At 65.8% G+C, this 17,472-nt stretch carries 9 protein-coding genes; 6 read left to right on the top strand and 3 right to left on the bottom strand.

Going from position 1 to position 17,472, the window contains the following annotated elements; translation table 11 throughout:
- Positions 1–29: 29 nt before the first annotated feature.
- Complete coding sequence (locus tag AB1Z25_RS11835) at positions 30–3,383, bottom strand: EAL domain-containing protein (RefSeq protein ID WP_486635318.1); 3,354 nt, start codon at positions 3,381–3,383, stop codon at positions 30–32.
- A gap of 472 nt (positions 3,384–3,855) precedes the next feature.
- Between AB1Z25_RS11835 and AB1Z25_RS11840 the strand changes: the two genes are divergently transcribed.
- The 6 genes from AB1Z25_RS11840 to AB1Z25_RS11865 all read left to right on the top strand — a co-directional run bounded on the left by AB1Z25_RS11840 (position 3,856) and on the right by AB1Z25_RS11865 (position 10,552).
- Positions 3,856–4,146: a hypothetical protein gene (locus AB1Z25_RS11840; protein ID WP_486635319.1), complete on the top strand. Its 291-nt coding sequence runs from the start codon at positions 3,856–3,858 to the stop codon at positions 4,144–4,146.
- A 289-nt stretch (positions 4,147–4,435) separates the two neighbouring features.
- Complete coding sequence (licT, locus tag AB1Z25_RS11845; RefSeq protein WP_107801716.1) at positions 4,436–5,254, top strand: BglG family transcription antiterminator LicT; 819 nt, start codon at positions 4,436–4,438, stop codon at positions 5,252–5,254.
- Between the two features lie 154 nt (positions 5,255–5,408).
- Positions 5,409–7,262 carry a beta-glucoside-specific PTS transporter subunit IIABC gene (locus AB1Z25_RS11850; RefSeq protein ID WP_486635320.1) on the top strand — a complete coding sequence of 618 codons (1,854 nt, stop codon included), beginning with the start codon at positions 5,409–5,411 and terminating at the stop codon, positions 7,260–7,262.
- Between the two features lie 23 nt (positions 7,263–7,285).
- Positions 7,286–8,683 carry a glycoside hydrolase family 1 protein gene (locus AB1Z25_RS11855; protein ID WP_486635321.1) on the top strand — a complete coding sequence of 466 codons (1,398 nt, stop codon included), beginning with the start codon at positions 7,286–7,288 and terminating at the stop codon, positions 8,681–8,683.
- Between the two features lie 122 nt (positions 8,684–8,805).
- The gene (locus tag AB1Z25_RS11860) at positions 8,806–10,194 is read left to right on the top strand and encodes a carbohydrate porin (protein ID WP_486635322.1); all 1,389 of its coding nucleotides are present in this window, start codon (positions 8,806–8,808) and stop codon (positions 10,192–10,194) included.
- A gap of 49 nt (positions 10,195–10,243) precedes the next feature.
- Positions 10,244–10,552 (top strand): DUF1484 family protein, encoded by a 309-nt coding sequence (locus AB1Z25_RS11865; protein ID WP_227103477.1) that lies wholly within the window; start codon positions 10,244–10,246, stop codon positions 10,550–10,552.
- Between the two features lie 34 nt (positions 10,553–10,586).
- On the opposite strand, the gene AB1Z25_RS11870 is transcribed toward AB1Z25_RS11865, so the two are convergent.
- Both AB1Z25_RS11870 and AB1Z25_RS11875 read right to left on the bottom strand, forming a co-directional pair.
- On the bottom strand, positions 10,587–13,685 hold the full coding sequence (locus AB1Z25_RS11870; RefSeq protein ID WP_486635323.1) for a phospholipase D-like domain-containing protein: 3,099 nt from the start codon (positions 13,683–13,685) through the stop codon (positions 10,587–10,589).
- Positions 13,686–13,695: 10 nt separating this feature from the next.
- Entirely contained in the window at positions 13,696–17,466 is a 3,771-nt protein-coding gene (locus AB1Z25_RS11875; RefSeq protein WP_486635324.1) for a hypothetical protein, read from the bottom strand.
- Positions 17,467–17,472 lie beyond the last annotated feature (6 nt).

Raw genomic sequence — 17,472 nt, forward strand, 5'->3', positions numbered from 1 at the left:
CGGCTTGCGGCACAGGAGGCTTTCCCACGCTATGGCGCCCGGAATGTGGTGGTCCAGGCGGCGAACTGCTCAGCCGGCATCGGCGCGGCAATAAAATACCCCTGAGCATAGTCGCAGCCCAGCTCACGCAGGCTCTGCCAGTCAGCGGCGGACTCCACTCCCTCCGCAACCACCAGCCGTCCCAGATGGTGGACAAGTTCGATGGTGGATTTCACGATCATGGCGGAGTCTTTGTCCTGCGACATATTCATCACAAAAGACTGATCAATCTTGATGTAATCCACCGGCAGTTTTTGCAGATAGCTCAACGACGAGTAGCCGGTGCCAAAATCATCCACATACAGTGCGACACCAGCGCATCGCAGTTCATGCAACAAGGCCAGCGCCAGCTCCGGGTCCAGCATCACGGAGCTTTCCGTGATTTCCAGCTCCAACAAGCCGGTGCGAATCGAACGCTGTTCCTGCCAAAGCCGCAGCTTGTCCGGCAAGGCGTCGTCCTGCAGATTGCGCACCGATAAATTGACCGCGATGGGCAGCATCAGCCGCTGCCTCTGCCAGGCTTGCAGAAGCTCCAGTGTTGCCGTAATGACCCACTCGGTCAGCGGGTGGATAAGCCCGGACCGCTCAGCGATATCAATGAAGGCGCTGGGCCCCAATAAGCCGTGCTGTGGATGCTGCCAGCGCACCAAGGCCTCGGCGCCGCAGACCCGGCCATCGGCCAGGCTGACCTTGGGCTGCAGGTATAGCCGCAGCTCGCCCTGCGCTATGGCATGGCGGAGTTCTCTGGCCAGCGTCAGCCGCTCCGCCTGCGTCTCGCCCTTGCCCGGTTCGTACAGGCAATAAGCCACCCCTCGCTGCTTGGCCTGCTGTGCGGCCTTGCCCATATGACGCAACAAATCGTGTACGTTCCCCCCATGTTGAGGGAACAGCGCGATTCCCACTCTTGCAGCAACGTCCAGGGTCAGCCCCGCCACTTCAAAAGCGGTGGTCATTGTCCAGGTGACCGCAGTGACCAGCACCAAGGCCTCTTGCGCATCGGCGCCGGGGAGCAAGACCGCAAATTCGTCGCCTCGCACGCGCGCGGCCAACGCGGCGGCGGGCAGGCAAGCCCTCAGGCGAGCGCCAAACTCACGCAATACCTGGTCGCCCTGCGCAAAGCCGAGCACCTCGTTGATTTCCCCCAGCCGTTCGATATTGAACTGCAGCACGGCCAGCATGCGGCCCTCCTGGCTGGCGTGCACAACGGCCAGCGTCAATGCCTCTTCAAACTGCAACATATTGGGCAGGCCGGTCAGTTGATCATGGCGCAGCATTTGCTGCATGGCTGCGCGGGCCTGCTCTCGTTCCCGCTGCGCACGCAAGGAGCCGATGCCGAACGCGAGATCGGCGCTGGCCTCAATCAGCAAATCAATCTCGTCGTCGTCAAAGGTATCCGCCTGCTTGTCGTAAATGGTCAGGGCGCCGATCACGCGGCCGTCCACCCGCAACGGGCAGGCCAGGCCGGATGCCGCTCCATACATCAAGGCCCGCAGCGCCTCATACCGGCTGTCGTTCTGCATGTCGCGCGCCAGTTGCACCTTGCCGGTACGCACGGCTGTCGGCGTGATGCTGATGCCGCCGGCGGCATCGGCTCTGCCCAGAACAATGCCTTTCAGTTCGTCCAGCCCGCCGGCAAAGCCGCATTGAGCCATCGGCTGTAGCTCTTGCGCCTCTCCGTCGCCATACCAGATCACCGCCGTGTCGTAACCGCCGGCCTCAACAATGGCCCGGCAGCTGCTGTCCAGCAACTCCTGCTCGTCCTTGGCGCGCAACATGGCGCGGTTTCCGGCGCTGAGGGTACGCAAGGCGCGGGAAACATGCTCCAGCTCGCGCACTTGCTGAGACAGTTCGTTGTTGAGCAGCTGGATATGCTCCTCTGCCGCCTTGCGCTCGGTGACGTCGATGCCCAGCACGTAATAACCGATCACCTCCTCCTGCTCATTGCGTTTGGGCACATAGCGTATGTTTTGCCAAACCCCTGGAAAAGGCTGCCAGTCATAGTCCAGCGGCTCGCCTGCCAGCGCTTTGTCAATGCGCGGACAGGCTATGTCGTAACGCTCTTCCCCCAGAATTTCCTTCACCGCGCAGCCGGTGATGTTCACGCGCTCTGGCGCAAAGCGCTGCCGGTACTGTTCGTTGACATACACATAGAGGCGATCGGCATTGACATAGGCAATCAGCACCGGCACTGCGCTGAGGATGGCGTCCAGATGCGCCTCGCTTTCCACCAAGCGCAAGGACCGGTCCTGCACTCTCTCGGTAAGCAGGGCATTCTGCGCCAGTATGGTCAGCCGGGCATCCCGTTCCGCGGTGGAGTCATGGAATACGACCACCACGCCGTTCAGTTGACCGCCGCTGGCGATAATCGGGGCCACGGTGTAGCTGATCGGGCACTGCCGGCCGTCGCGCGCCACCAGTTCCCCATGCCAGGACTCCGGCATGTGCAGGGCCTGAGTCACCATTCTTGTGCCGCACGCCAATAAATCGATAGCCCGGTCGTCTTTATCCCGCCGCACGGTCAATATCTGTGACAGGGGCAAGCCGACGGCCTCGGCGGCGGGCCAACCCGTGAGCAACTCGGCCACCCGGTTGCAACGGGTAATCAAGCCAGCCGCATTGACGGAAACAACCGCGTCCCCAATCGAATGCAGCGTGGCGGCCAGGCTTTCCTCGCTGGACGCCAATGCCTCCCGGCTGGCCTTGAGCGCCCGCCATTGCCGCCGCACCATGAAATATGTCCCGGCCAGCAGCAGGTAAAGCGTGATGCCGCTCAGGCCGTTCCACCATAGCTGCCACTGCTGTGAGCGCTCATAATCGATCTGCCTCCGTTCCAACACCAGGTGCTCTTCCTGGTCCATTTCGTCCAGCAAGCCATACGCCCGTACCCGGGTGGCGTGTATCGGCGCTCGCGCGGCGTAGGCGCTGGCCGCCGCGCCGCCTTGCCGACGGTACACGCTCTCCACTTCACGAGAGATCGCCAGCCGCTGGGTGACGACCTGGTGCAGCGCCATCAAACGCTTAAGCTGTTCGGCATTGTCGCCAACTCGTGTACGAAGCTGCACCAGCAAGCGCTCGCGCGCCTGAATGACCCTGTCGCGCTCCTTTAAATTGGATTCATCGCCTGTCAGGCGATAGTTCTGAGTGCTCATTTCCACTTGCGTGGTATAGCCGCGGATATGCGCCAACTGGTCCATGACCAGAACGCTGTTCGCCAGCCAGTGCGCGGCTTGACTGGCGTTGTCGACAACCTTCCAGATGGAAAGCGACAGCGCCGCTACAAACAACATGGCAACGGCAATGGCGACTCGCAACTTGGCTTCAAATCGGTCTGGCAAAATGTCCACCCCGGCGTGCTGACCCCAATCAATATCCTATATAGATAGTAAATTCCGCCACGGTAGAACAAGGCATTAACCATAGGGTTTGGTCTTGAGGCCCCACAAACTCCAGTCCGCTCCCCCTTGAAAATTCCAACTTGATGAACCACGGCGCATCCTTAGAAGGATGACAATCATGAAACCCTTCTCTCCTCCGCCATTGGCTTGACGCCCCATCCCCGCCTCAGTACCCTGTGCCTCGCGCTGCGCCCAATACGCTGCGTAGGGCTGGCAAGCCCAGAAATGTATGATCGCAGACTCTTTTGTGTCCGCTTTGGCACAACTACGTCTGCTGCCACGCTGTACCCATTCGGGTAGGCCGTGGCAGGGAGCTCCTTGTGGGCTGCCGGTCCTTGATCATACATACCGGTCTTGCCACCTTGTCACGTGCCTGTCCATGCCTCTCCGGGCAGGCTCTAAAGCTGACTAGGAGACCGCAATGACCCCTTCCCATCCGCACTCCGCTTTCGCCAAACCACCGCCTGATCCACAGACCCAAACCCTGGCCGCCTGCGCCCTGGCCTTGAACTGCCTCGCCACCCTGCGTCACGCGCTTGACGCCTTCCAATCCCACGCCGCACAGTCACATCAACCCCGTTTGCAGCATCTGGCCTGCGCCGCCACCGTGGTGCTGGACGATTGCGCCAGTCAGTTGCACAGCCTTTGCCCCGACGCCGTTCTCTGCCCGCAGAACGACAGGTTTCCAACACTGACTTGGAGACCGCAATGACGCCTTCCCTCTCTTTCGCCACGGCCGCTAAACCGCCCCCGGCTGCCCGCTCTGTCAGACGCCCGCATCAGTCGGCGTTGAATCGTCATATTTTTAACAAATTAAGTTGTCATTCCTACCATCCTATGGTCTTATGCGTTGATGACACTTGGGACCAAAGCCGTGACAGGGTTCCCGCGTCGTCAAACCGGATGTATGTGCTCAAGGATTGTTACTGCGCAAGCAGGCAAAACCTGATGACTTGGCTGAGGCCAAGCCGTCAGGTTTTTTTGTTTTCAGGGTGTGCGCTATGAAAATCAGCAAAATCTTGAACAACAACGCGGCCCTCGTGTTGGACGAACACCAGCATGAGTTGGTGGCCATGGGCTGCGGCCTGGGGTTCCAAAAGCGCCCGGGAGACGCGCTGGATCCGGCCCGGATCGAAAAACTCTTCGCCTTGCAAAACCATGAGCTGACATCCCGCTTGAGCGAAGTCTTGAGCGGCATCCCCGCGGAGGTGATGGCGGTGTGCGCCGATATCCTCAGCCTGGCGAAAAAGCAATTGGGCAAACTGCCCGAGGAGGTGTATCTGGCGCTGCTGGATCACTGCCATTTCGCGATTGAACGCCAGCGCCAGGGCATTGCCCTCCACAACGCGCTGCAATGGGAAATGCGCAGGCTCTACCCAAGAGAGTTCGCTCTTGGTCAGCAAGCGCTGATGCTGATTGAGCAGCGCCTGGGTCTGAGCCTGCCGGAAGATGAAGCGGGGTTCATCGCCTGGCATTTGACCAATGCCCAAATATCAACCGAGGCTCTCGGGATGCAAGCCATTTCCCAATTGATGCAGCAGATACTCCGGATTGTCACCTACCAGCAAGGGCGTGAGCTTGACGAGCAAATGCTGAACTACCACCGCTTCATTGCCCACCTGAAGTTTTTTGCGCAACGCGTGTTGTCGCAGCAGACATTGCCTGTTGGAGACGCCTCCTTGCATGCGGCGGTGAAGGCAAGCTACCCGCAGGCGTGGCGCAGCGCGGAAAGCGTTAGAGGCTTTATTTGGGAGCAGTACCAGAAGGAACTTGAGTTGGACGAGATGATGTTCCTCGCCATTCACATCAGCCGTCTGTAAGCCTGATCTTTACTCGCCGGCGGCTTTGAGCCGCCGAGACATCAACAGGGTTGTTACTGTCTAGAACAGGCAAAACCTGACCACGCCTCCCCCATTGCGGGCGGGCGCGGTCAGGTTTTTTTTTGAGCGTTCGCTCGCCATAGGGAGGAGAACAATGGACATACTCGCCAAGCTGATCGTCGCGGGAGTGGGCGGCAAGGACAATATTCTGAGCCTGGTGCACTGCGCCACCCGTCTGCGCTTCAAATTGCGCAACCCGGGGCTGGCCCATGCCGAAAGCTTGAACAGCCTGCCCGACGTTCTCATTGCGCTGGAGAGCGGCGGGCAATTCCAGGTGGTGATCGGCAACCGGGTGGCGGAGGTCTATGCCGAGATACAGCCGCTGATGGGTGCCCAGGAGGACGCCGATAAGGAAGAAAAGGATGGGCTGTTCAATCGTTTTATCAGCCTGGTATCGGCCATCTTCATGCCCGTCCTGGGCATTCTTACCGCCTCCGGTGTTTTAAAAGGGCTGCTGGCTCTGTTCGTGGCTTGCGCTTGGCTGAGCAAGAGCAGCGGCACTTATTTACTCTTGTTCACCGCCAGCGACGCCTTGTTTTATTTCCTGCCGATGGCGCTGGGCTATACCGCCGGCAAAAAATTTGGCGGTAATCCTCTGTTCACCATGGCGATTGGCGGCGCCTTGGTGCATCCACAAGCGCTCCGTGCTTTTGAGGCCGCCAAAGACCCGGGGACGGCGGCTTTGGATTTTCTCGGCCTGCCCGTGACCTTGATGAATTACAGCTCCTCGGTGATGCCCATCCTGTTTGCGGCCTGGGTCAGTTGCCAAGTCGAGCGTAGGCTCCGTCCACGCCTGCACGACTCGGTGCGCAACATCCTGACGCCCCTGACCTGCCTGATCCTGGTTGTGCCGCTCACCTTCATTCTGATAGGACCGCTGGCCACTTGGGCCAGCCAAACACTGGCGGGCGGCATTCAGGTCTTGTACGGCTTCATGCCCATGCTTGCGGGCGCCGCCTTGGGCGCGGGCTGGCAGGTCTTGGTGATCTTCGGCCTGCACTGGGGCTTCATCCCGCTGTTCTACAACAATCTGAGCGCGCTGGGCTACGACACCTTGACGCCCATGTTGATCCCCGCTGTTTTAGGGCAGGCTGGCGCAGCCTTTGGGGTGATGCTGCGCAGCCGCGACGCCAAAAAACGCGCCCTGGCCGGCTCGGCGGTCACGTCCGGCCTGTTCGGCATTACCGAACCGGCCATCTATGCCATCAATTTGCCGGCCAAACGCCCTTTCATCTTCGGCTGCGTGGGAGGCTCGCTAGGCGGCCTGTTTGTCGGCTATGTGCAGGCAAAAAAATACTCGATGGGTCTGGCCAGCATTTTTTCCTTTGCTCAACTCATTCCCGACAGCGGCATCGACTATACGGTTTGGGGAGCGATTGCCGGCAGCCTGCTGGCGGCGAGTCTCGCCGCGCTGCTCACCTTCTTCTTCGGCCAGCCCAAGGCCGAGGCGGCCGCCGCCGCGACGGCAGAGCCTCCAACCGCGGTCGATGCCGCATCGTCTTATCAAGTCCTCTCCCCGATTCATGGCCAGCCCCAGGCGCTCAACACGGTTCCGGACCCCGCCTTCGCCAGCGGCGTGCTGGGCAAGGGCGTGGCTATCTTGCCGCATAGCGGGCGGGTGGTGGCGCCGTTTGGCGGCCGGGTCAAATCCCTATTCCACTCTTGCCACGCCCTGGCGCTCGTCGCCGACGACGGCACCGAAATGCTGATCCATATCGGCATCAACACCATCAAGCTCGATGGCCGCCACTTCAACGCCCATGTCCGGACAGGCGACGCCATCACGGCGGGCGATCTGCTGTTGGAGTTTGACCGCGCCGCCATTGCCGAGGCCGGCTTCGACATGACCAGCTTGGTGCTGATCAGCAACCCCGGCTGCCCGCAAGTGCAGCCTCTCACCATGGCCGAGGTGGCGGAGTTGGCCCCTCTGCTGGCCGTCAGTCGTTAACCACCGCATCAGGAGATATAGAGATGACATTGTTTCCCACTGATTTTCTATGGGGCGGCGCTTTGGCCGCCAATCAGGCTGAAGGCGCTTACCTGGCCGACGGCAAAGGCCTGTCCACCTCGGATGTGCTGCCGCAAGGGGTGTTTGGCCCCATCGCCCAGCGCGTGGCCGGCGACAGCGGCCTCAAGGACCAGGCCATAGACTTTTATCACCGCTATCCGGAGGACATCGCCCTGTTCGCCGAGATGGGTTTTAGCTGCCTGCGCGTGTCCATCGCCTGGAGCCGCATCTTTCCCCAAGGCGACGAGGACGCGCCCAACGAGGCCGGGCTGGCGTTTTATGATCGCCTGTTCGACGAAATGGCCAAGCACGGGATTCAACCCTTGGTCACGCTGTCGCACTTCGAAATGCCCTATGCGCTGACCCAGCGACACGGCGGTTGGGCCAGCCGCCAGACCATCGCCTTTTTTGAGCATTACGCCCGCACCGTGTTCGCCCGCTATCGCGACAAGGTCAAATACTGGCTGACCTTCAATGAAATCAATATGGCGCTGCACGCGCCGTTTACCGGCGTCGGTCTGCCGCCGGACAGCGGCAAGCAAGCGGTTTACCAAGCCATCCATCACCAACTGGTGGCCAGCGCCCGTACCGTCAAAGCCTGCCATGAACTGATACCGGGCGCCCGGATCGGCAATATGTTGTTGGGAGGCGTTCGTTACCCGCTCACGTGCCGGCCGGAAGACGTGCAGGAAGCTTTGCGGCAAAACCGAAAGTGGCTGTTCTTTGGCGATGTGCAGGCAAGAGGCGCTTATCCGGCCTATATGCAGCGCTTCTTCCGCGAGGCAGGCATCGCGTTGGACATCCGCGCTGCCGACCTTGACGACCTGCGCGCCACCGTGGATTTCATCTCCTTCAGCTACTACATGTCCGGCTGCGCCTCAGCCGATCCCACAGTGGGCCAACAGGCAAACGGCGTGCTGGGCATGGTGCCCAACCCTCACCTGCCCAGTTCGGAATGGGGCTGGCAGATCGACCCGCAGGGCCTGCGCTACCTGCTCAATCTGCTCTACGACCGCTACCAGAAGCCGCTGTTCATCGTGGAGAACGGCCTGGGCGCGCGCGACGAGGTGACGCCGGACGGCCGCATCCACGACCCCTACCGCATCCAATACCTCAACGATCACCTGCTGCAAGCGGCCGAGGCGCTGGACGACGGCGTGGAACTCCTTGGCTACACCAGTTGGGGGCCTATTGATCTAGTCAGCGCCTCCAAGGCGGAGATGTCCAAACGCTACGGCTTCATCCACGTCGATCTGGACGACCAAGGCCAAGGCAGCCTGGAGAGACGGCGCAAGGACAGCTTTTACTGGTATCGAGACGTGATACGCAGCCGGGGACAAACGCTTAAGCCGGCCGGCTAATCGCAGAAACGGGAACATTCGCGGCCCGCCAACAGCGGGCCAAGCCATAGCAGGCGCTGCCATAGGCCAGGAGCGGGCTTTGCCCGCGCCTAGGCAGCCGCCGGAAAGATCAGGAGACAAACATGCCTACCTTGTTCTCTACCGCCCCGCGTCGCGGTCCCTTGGCTTTGGCGCTGAGCTTAGGGGTATTGCTAAGCCCCGATGTCATTCAAGCCGAAAGCCAAAACCCAGCCTGGAACGGCACGGTTCTGGGCTTCGAACCACAGGCCGGCGACTTGCTCAGCACCGATACCGGTATTCGCAACCGGCTGGAACAATATGGTTTTCGTTATCGCCTGGCCCACGTCAGCCAAACCGCCTACAACGCCAAAGGCGGTTACAACACGGACAAGAAAGCCGAATACATCGACCAGTTTTCGCTGACCTTCAGCCAAAGCCTGGAGGCGCTGACCGGCATGCCCGATGCCGCGATCGAGGGCAATATCGTCAACCGCAATCATGACAACAATCTGACCAGCACGCGGCTGCGAGACCCACGCGTCGGTTTCAACGATCTGGCGCAGGAAAGCTGGGGCGGCCAGTCCATTACCCGGCTGGGCTGGCTGACCTTCCGTCGCAGCTTTCTCGACGGCAGATTGCAGTGGCGGATAGGACTGATGAACAAGGTGCAGGACTTCGACCAGATCATTCCCTGCGATTTCCAGACCTTGAATCTGTGCGGAGGAAAATCCGCCGGCTCGCGCACTTGGTACAACTGGAACGTGCACTACTGGGGCACAAGCTTACAGTACCGGCTCACCCCGGAAGTCACCCTGAAAACCGGCCTGCTGGAACAGAACCCGCAAGCGCCATCACGCAGCCACGCCTGGAGCGTATCCACCGACGGCAGCCGCGGCATCCTGCTGCCGCTGGAAGCGGAATGGAAAACCCGCCATTTTGGCCTGCCAGGCATTTACATGCTGGGATTGCTCTATACCAATGCCAAGCAACGCGACTTCTACGCCGGAGCATCCGGAGGCGCGGGAACGGACGACCCCGCGGGGTATCGGCACTACCGCAATACTTGGTATCTGTACACCGGCTTCAATCAACAGCTGACTCGCCGTCTTGAAACAGCCAACCGCGGGCTCAGCCTCTCCTGGAGCTTGGGCGTGGCCGATCAACGCAGCAACGCCCGGTCCTATGCCAGCTCCTTGTCCTTACGCTATCGCGGACCATTTGATGCCCGGCCAAATGACTGGCTGGCCTTGGGCGTATCCAAATTTCAGGCCAGCCCCAACTGGCGCCGCAGCCAGAACCTGCTGAATCAGCGAGCCGGCGTCAGCGACTATCAGGACCCGCTTTACGCGCCGCTGCCGGAATCCTCGGTCAACGCCGAATTGATCTACCGCTACCAGGTCTGGCCCTGGCTGGAGTTGCAACCCGGACTCCAATACTGGGTGCGGCCGGGAGGGCTGGTTCAGACGCCCAATGCCTGGGTTGTGGGCCTAAAAACCACCCTCAACTTCTGATATCGCCAATCTTCTTGAGTTTTTCAGAGGGGTCAAACCAAGGAATGCCATGACAACGACCTTGCCCGCCATGGAGCAATTAAGGCGCTTGAACCAGAACCTGAGCAATACACAGGACCAGAGCGCCTTGCCGCAGCTTGGCCGGCAACTGGCCCGGCAATGCGAAGAGATGGACGCCCGTCTGACGCAGGGCCTGATCGACATCCGCGCCGCCCATCTCGGCCTGCAGGCCATCCTGACCCTGCTGCAGCGCCGCGACGAGCCCTTGCTGTGGAGCAGCGAAGAAGCCGCGGCGCTGCTGGAGCCGCTGCAACAGCGCCTGAGCCAGGGCTTAAGCCGCATCAACCGCCTGGTCTAGCCCGCCTGGCCTCCCTGCCGGCGGCCGGCGGGCCTCAGGTGCTGCTCTCGCTCAGCAGCCCCACCAGGGTCAGCAGCCCGGACGCGCCGGTGGCGCCGTTGGGATCGGCGACATCCTCGCTCTGCGGGATGACCGACGCATCCGTCGGGCCCAGCCACAGCGGGGCCAGCCGGCTGAGGCCGCCTTGCATCAGCAGATCCGAGATCAGATCAAAGGCCGCGGCGGGCGATTGCAGGCGCAGCCATTCCGAGGCCGGCAGCCCCGCCGCGTCCGTTGGACTCACCTGCAGCTTGGCCGCCATCAGTTGCCGGCGGAAGGCGCTCACCTTGCGGCTGTAACCGCCGGCGATGTCCCGATCGAACGAGGCCACCGCCATGCTGCCGTCAAAGGTCATGCCGCGGCGCCGGAAATGGGTGGCGCCGCTCAGGCACCAGACGTCGTCGACAATGACGGTGGTGGTGCGCAGCTGCGCCCAGCGGCCGGGGAAGCCGCGCGGGTGGAACACCGCCACGCGCGCCGCGCCGGCGCTTTGCAGGATGTCCACGGCGTCCTTGCGCAGGGCGATCGCCCTGCGCACAAAGGGCGCGTACGCGGGCGCGAAGTCCGTCTCGCGCGGCAGGCAGACAATCACTTTCAGATTGGGGTTGGCCGCCATCCGGTCCGCTATCTTTTGTGCAAGGTCTATCTCATAGGCGGCGGGCGGGCCGCTGGGCCGCGCGGTGCGGGCGAAACCGGCGGTCTCGATGTAGATCAGTTCATCGGCCTCGCCGATGGCGCGGGTCAGCGCCCAGAGCGAATCGCGGTTGCCGTGCTTGGAGACGAGGAATTCGCGCCGCACCGCGTTGATCAGCCGGTCTTCGTTGGAGATGGTGATGGACGGCGCGCTGCCCAGCCCCAAGGCGGCGGCCAGCTGGTTGAGCAGGTTCTGGAAGGTGATGGGCGAGGACGAGCCCAGCGGGTTGTCGTCGGGCAGCAAGGACAGTTCCGGCGTTTCGCATACCGCGCACACCGTTTCCAGCGCCACGCCCGAGGAGCTGCCGGGCGTGGCCGCCGGCGCGGCGGCGGGCGGGTTGAAGTTGTTGCCGCCGGACATGGCGATCCAGCCCGGCGTGCTGTCTCCAGGCAAGGGAAAGATGGGCTGGACGCGGCGCAGCGCGTGCTGGGCCAGGTCGTAAGCCAGCGCGCCGGTGACGCGCAAGCCGGGCGCATGGGTGTCCGGGCCGGCGGGGTTGCCGGGGTTGGCGTTGGCGTGGTCCGCCGATCGGCTTTCGCGCGCCCAGCGGCCGCCGCTGAGCACCGCGTCCCAGTCCAGCCCCGCCGATACGTTGGCGCTGGGGACGCCGGTGACGACGATCGCGTCGAAGCGCGCCATGGTGGGCATGCGCGGCCCTTGGCGCGGCTGGGTTTCGGACATCAGCGCGCGCGCCAGGTCCGCCGCGGTGGCCGGGGAGCCGCCCGGCGGCGTCACGGTGCGCGGCAGGCCGAAGAGCGGCACCGGGCAGATGGATTTGATGTTGTCCGGCCAGGCCGCCAGTGGGTCTCCGGCGGCGAAGGGGTCGGCCGGCGCGGCCGCCGGCCCGGCGGCGATGACGGCGCGCTGCGCCGCCCACATGCGCCGCCGCCCGGTGCGCGGCGCGATCACCAGGTCATAGACCAGGGTGCCGGGGCTGGGCAGCGGGTCCCCGGGCTTCAGGCCAAACGGGTTGCGCACCAACACCTGCACCGGGCTGCCCGCCGCGGCGATCGCCGCGCCGCCGTCCGCGCGCAGGAAGGAGAGCTCCTCGCCTATGGCCTGGATCAGTTGGAAGCGCTGCGCGAAAACGCGCACGGTGGCGCCGCTGGGCGCGAAATCGGCCGGGATGGCCACCACTACGTCGTTGGTTCCGGACCAGGCGGCGGTGACGCCGGCTGGCGGCGCCATGCCCGCGCCAAAGCCGGCATTGGTGTTGGGGCCGGGAAAAGCCGGCCAGTGCGCGCCCGCGCCCGGCGCGGCGGCGGTGCCCACGCCGGGTTCAAAGGTGGGCGACACGGCGAACATCAGCGCGCCGGCGCCGGCCCCCATCATGCGCCCCGCCGTCTGAGACGCCGCGGCCAACATGTCCGGGCCGTCCGCCAGGTAATCCACGGTTACGCCGTCCCTGACCTGGGGCTGCAGGTCCGCCGGTATTTTCTGGTCGTCCGCGGGGATGCCGTTGACCGCGGAGGCGGTGCGGTTGCCGCGCAAATGCCAATCCAGGTCCACGGCGAAGGCGCGGACGAACTGGCGCGCCAGCGTCACGCCCGCCGGCAGATTGGGCACGGCGAGCGGTCCGGCCGACATGGTGCCGCCGCCGGCCCAGCCCAGGCGCAGCCTGGCCGCCGCGCCGGCTCCCGTGCCCGCCAGTTGCTGGCCGGCGCTCATGGCCACCAGCCCTGCCGCGCCCAGCGCCGTGGACGAGCCGCCGCCGGACGCCTGCCTTTCCACGCCGGGGCCGCCGCCCACCGCTGAAAACGCGCGCCCGTGCAGCGTGACCACCTGGGCGAGCACGCCGCCGGCCAGGCCGGCAATGCTGCGCACCCCGCCCGCCGCCGCGGGCGATACCGCGCCGGCGCTGATATCCAGCGCGGGAAACGCCGTTTGCAGATCGTCCAGCATGGCGGCCACCGCGACGGGGTCGACGATGAGTCCGCGCGCATCGTGAAAACTCAGCGCCGCGCCCGCGGCCCCGGCCGGCAGGTCATCGCCCGGATCGTAGCTGTGCGGCGAGACATTGTCCGTCAGGCCGCGGACAATCAGGGTATGCGGCACGGCGCGCACCTGGGGCTGCCCGGGCGCGGCGTAACGGCCGGCGGCCAGCGTCTCCAGCCGCGCCGCCGCCTGCGGATGCAGACGCAGCGCCGCGCCGGCCCCGCTCAGGGGCGCGCCGTCCGCCGCGCGGAACGCGGCCAGGCTGTCCAGGTATTCAAGAATGCCGCGCCACGGCGCTTTGGGCGCGCCGGCAAAGGCGAGCGTGAGCGCCGCGCCGTCAAACGCGGGGTTGGCCCCGCCCCAGCGGGGCCCCAGCCGCAGCGCGGTCAGCCCCAGCGCGTCCAGTCCGTGGTCCTTGAGCGCCTGCGCGGCGCCCGCCGGCGTCAACGTGAAAACCGTCACCATGGCGCGCTCCTTATCCGTGGGCCCGTTGTTCGACCGTGCGGCCGTCGGGCGTGATGATGCGAACCAAGACGCCGCGCAAGGCCAGCGCCGAGACGATGGCGAAATGGTCGTGCGCCGGCGCGGCCTGCCGCGCCACGGCCGGCCCCGACGCGCCGAGGACGGGCCTGCCGGACACGGTGGGCACCGAGCCCAGCTCCGCCTCGAACACATAGACCCCGTTGATCAGCTTGAACTGGGACGGCGCGGGACGCGGGCCGATGATGATGGGCGGGATTCCTATGCCGCCTATGCCGCCCAGCCCGGGCGGCAGCCGCGGCGAGAGGGGCGGAATGGTCCGCAAGGGCCGGATGGGCGGTATCGGCGTAATGGGCGGAACCGACGGTTCGGGCGTCAGTTCTATGCGCAGACGATAGACCCCGCCCGCATCGCTGTCCGGCGCGTTGCTGCTAAAGGTGTAGGCCTTGCCGGATGGCGACAGGGCCGCGCCGACGATGGGCGACAACAGCGGCAGCGGGACGATGGAGCCGGACGGGATGGCCAGCGTGCGCTCGCTCGCGCGTCCCAGCGGGTCCGTCATCCGCACCGTCACCGACACCGCGTCGCCCATGGCGGCGCGGCGCACCAGCAGCCGGTATTGGGTGGGGCCGCCGTCTATGCGCCAGACGTCCGTGCCGGTGACGGGCGGCGCCAGGCCCAGTTTGTCCAGCGCCGTCTGCCGCCGCAACAGGGCCGCGCCGCCGGCCAGGACGGCTTCCACCGACAGCATGTGCGGCCCGGCCGGCGTGGCCGCCACCGGCGCGTTGGAGCTGAACTGCAGCAGTACCGCGGCCGGATCGCCGCCGGGCCAGCTCATCGTCAGCGGGGACAGGTCCGGCGGCCCGGCCGGCGGGATCAGCACCGACACCGCGGGCGACGGCCGCGAGCGCCCCTTGAGCACGCCGCGCAGCGCGTCGTCGTCGCTCCAGGCCACGGCGCGATACCAGACATTGCGCCATGAGCCGCTGGGGCGGTCTTCGCCGGCCAGGCGGGCGATCCAGTCGCCGCCGCCGTCCGGCGCGCTCACCGTCCAGCCGCCGCCGCTGGCCATGACGCTGGCGATTGGCGGGCCCATGCTGTCCAGCGCGCGCGCCGCGTCGTCCACGCGCACGCGGTACAGGTCTATGCGCTTGGGCCGCGCGCCGGCGCCGCCGCGCGTGCCCACCCGGATGCGCGCCCGGTAGTCCGGCGCGGCGGGCGGTTTGTCGAACACCATCTGCACTTCTATCGTTGGCGGCGCGGGCTCGGCCACGCGCGGCGCGGCGTAGGCGATGAGCGCCTGATCCGCGTTCGGCCCGCTGGGCCAGGCCGCTTCGTGGCCGCCCGCCATCATGGGCAGCACGGTGTAGACGTGGATGTCGCGCGAGCCGCGCGGCATCGTCACGTCGGCGGCGGTGACGGTGATCAGTTCGGCGTTGCGGCGGATGAAGTCCCGGCGGATGGGGTTGGCCTTGAACGCCTGCTTGATCGTGCTCAGCCGCTGGCTGAGCGTGCGTTCCGGCGTTGGTTCCGGCTGCCCGGGGTGGCTGCTGAGAATGCGGGTTTCGGTGCTTTCGTACACCGCGTAGCCCACGGCGCCGGCCACGGCCGCCCAGCTCAGGTGCGCATGGCATTCGCCGGCGGCGTCCGGCAGGCTGGCGAGCTGGACGATGTCCACGACGGTGGGCCGCGCGCGCGGATCGGAGGCGTAAGCCAGGCGCGGCGTAGGCGGCCAGGGGCCGCTGCGGTGCGGCGCGATGGCCTCCACCGCGCGCGCCTCCAGCACCAGGCCGATATGCGGCGCGGCGCCGAAGTCCAGCGAGAAGCCGGGAATCGTCAGCCGGTAACGCCGGCTGCTGCCCTGCGCGGCGTGGCCGGGCGTCACCACCGCCGCGCCTTCCGCGTCCAGCGCGTCCACCGTGCCGCCGGCCAGCGCGGGCGCGTCGCCGGCGAAAGTCAGCTGCATGGCCGCCGCCGCGCCGCCCAGCGATTTTTGCAGCCCCGCCGGCGCGGGCGCGGCCGGCGGAGCGCTGCTGCGCGTGGCCGCGGCGAACAGGCGGCCGCGCAGATCGATGCGCGACGGGGTGCGCACGCGCCAGTCCACCGATATCTCGCACACCAGGGACGCCGCGCAGACGCTGCCGCTGCCCGGGTCCGTCGCGCGCAGGTCGGCGGACAGGAACTGCACTGGCGAGAGGTCCGGCTGGCCCACGGTGATGGCCGCCGCCGCCCAGGGGCTCCAGATGCCGAAAATGTTCTGGGTGGCCGCCGCATACGTCATGGCCACGCTGCCCGGATCATTGGGGACGGCGAGCGCGCCGTCGGTGGCGCTCTGGCGCGTCGGCTCCGGGTCGCGGTCGTTGCGCGCGCTGCCGATGGGGCGATGGCCGCCGGCCTGCGCGTGCTTTTGCAGCAGCGCCTCGGCCGCGCCGGGCGCGCCGTTGCGGCGCCGCGCCGCGGCGTAGCTGGCCACCGCGCTCAGCTGGTTCAAGGGAAAGCGCTCCCAGCTCGCCCGGATCGACGCCAGCCAGTCCCGGTCCGCCTGAGACGGCCGCAGATTGGCCTGGAAGTCCACCGCGAAATCCGCCGGCGTGGGCGCGGGCAAGGCCAGGCCCGGACGCGGCACCAGCGCGGCGAACTCCACCGGCCCCGACGCCCCGTCCAGCCCCTTGTCCCACAGGCCGGTGATCAGCCAGTCCCAATCGCTGCGGCTGGCGTCGCCGAACAGCTGGCTGCTGGCGAAGTTGATGGGCGGAATGTCCTCGTCCGCGTAGCCGGTGCCGTAGCCCAGCGTCACGGCCAGCAACGGATCGGTCGACGCCGCCATCGCCAACAGTCCCACCGGCGACAGATCGGCCTTGCCCGGGTCCGTGGCGGGCATGGTTTCGCCGGCCGGGTTCTGCGGCGGATCGATGGTGAAGGTGAAGCGTTTGGCCGCCTGCTGATTGGGCGGCAGCGAGGCCACGTCATGCAGCATGGGCAGCAGTTCGATGGCGCTCTCGTCCACCAGCTTGGCCGGGTCCGGCAATTGCCACATCGGCGCCGGCGCGGCGTCCGGAAACGCCGGCCACCAGCCCAGCGGATTGACGCCGCGCTGGTAGCGGTCCACCGCCGCGTCCGGCGCCGGCATTTCCGCGCCCACCCTGCCCTGTTTGACGCCGTGGCGCTGGCCCAGCCCCGCCCAGTCCGCCTCCGCCACCGGCAGCCCCACCGTTTCCACCAGCTGCCAGCCTTCCACTTTTTCCAGTTCGTCGGCGTTGAGCCCGGTGGGCGCGTCGTAGCTGGAGACGTTGACCAGCATCAGCCCGGTGATCAGCGGCGCCTGAAACTCCAGGGTGTCGCTGCCGCCCGCGGCCAGGGTGCGGGACTGCACGGCCACGATGGCCTCCAGCACCGGCGGTCCGGCCAGCACGGCCACGCTGAGCATGCCGCCGGCGCTGGAATGCACGGTCAGCCGCGCCGAAGCCAGCGGCGCGTCGAACTGAATGATGCGGAACAGCGGCGGCAAGGCCAGTTCTTCATAGCCCACCGGATGCGGCTGGCCCAGCGGCGTGGCCGGACGGCGCCAAACCTTGAAGGGCTCGCTGGGCAGCCCGGCCGCGGGGCTGGTCTGCCAGCGCAGCAGCAGCGCGCGCCGTTTGGGCGGCACCATGGTCGCCGCGCCGATATTGGGGTTGACTCCGCCGCGCTGGCGCAGGAGGGCGGTGAAATCCACCAGGGCGCCTTGCGCGTTCAGGATCGCGGGGTCGTAGATACGGGTCGCCATCTCGGG

The organism is Chromobacterium sp. HL1 (assembly GCF_057418835.1).